The sequence below is a fragment of the Paenarthrobacter sp. YAF11_1 genome (assembly GCF_052113445.1).
Taxonomy (GTDB): Bacteria; Actinomycetota; Actinomycetes; order Actinomycetales; family Micrococcaceae; genus Arthrobacter.
This window is the reverse complement of record NZ_JBFRDF010000035.1, coordinates 1-886: the sequence shown is the minus strand read 5'-3', so window position 1 is coordinate 886 and position 886 is coordinate 1. Positions and strand designations below refer to the sequence as shown.

The window sequence follows — 886 nt, the reverse complement described above, 5'->3', positions numbered from 1 at the left end:
AACCAGGGGACGCCGGTTTCCATGTCGATCCGCCACTGTTCTTTGTGGATGAGGTGGTGGTGGTGGCTGCAGAGCAGGGTGCCGTTCTCTGTTGAGGTGGTGCCGCCGTGGGACCAGTAGGTGATGTGGTGTGCTTCGCACCAGGGTGCGGGCATGGTGCAGTCGGGGAACGCGCAGCCTTGGTCGCGGGCGGTGATGGCTTTGCGGATGTGGGGTGGGAAGATCCGGGTGGTGCGGCCGATGTTCAGGACGCGGGAGTCGCTGCCGAGCAGGACGGGGATGATCTCGGCGTCGCAGGCGATTTTGCGGATGGTGTTCGGGTGCATCGGGCCCGTGAACGTCGCAGTCCCCGTCCCTGTACCGGTCCCAGTCCCTGTACCGGTCCCAGTCCCTGTACCGGTCCCAGTCCCGGTCCCTGTAATCCCTGTGCCTGTCCCTGTAATGGTGCCGGGCTGGGTCGGGCCCGTGAACGTGCCGGTGCCGGTGCCGGTGCCGGTGCTGTGCTGGTTGTGGTGTTGGTGGTTTTGGAGTCGTTCGAAGAGGTCGCGTTCGTCGATGGTGACGGTGAGTTGGGGTGGGAGACCGCCGTTGGAGGGCAGTTTCCCTGTGCGCATGGCGAGGCTGCAGGCTCCGGTGAGGCCGTTGAGGAGTTTCTGTGGCCGGGTGCGCCGGTCCAGGTCCGGACCGGCGGGGACCGTCTGATCAGCCCCGGCCCCTGCCGCGCCGGCAGTTCCGGCGGCGGCATCGGTTCTGGTGGTGGTGAGGCGTGGGTTGGTGGCGACGTTCATGGCGGTGGTGAGGATTTCGTATTGTTCGTCGGTGGCGAAGATTTCGAGGTGGTGCAGTCCGTGGCGGCGTCGGCGGCGCAGGAACACGCCTTGGAGTT

At 66.3% G+C, this 886-nt stretch carries 1 protein-coding gene; it reads right to left on the bottom strand.

Features of this window, described 5'->3' with window-relative positions:
- A partial coding sequence (locus tag AB4Y77_RS22950) for an HNH endonuclease signature motif containing protein (protein WP_442015459.1) occupies positions 1-886 on the bottom strand: 886 nt, incomplete at both ends.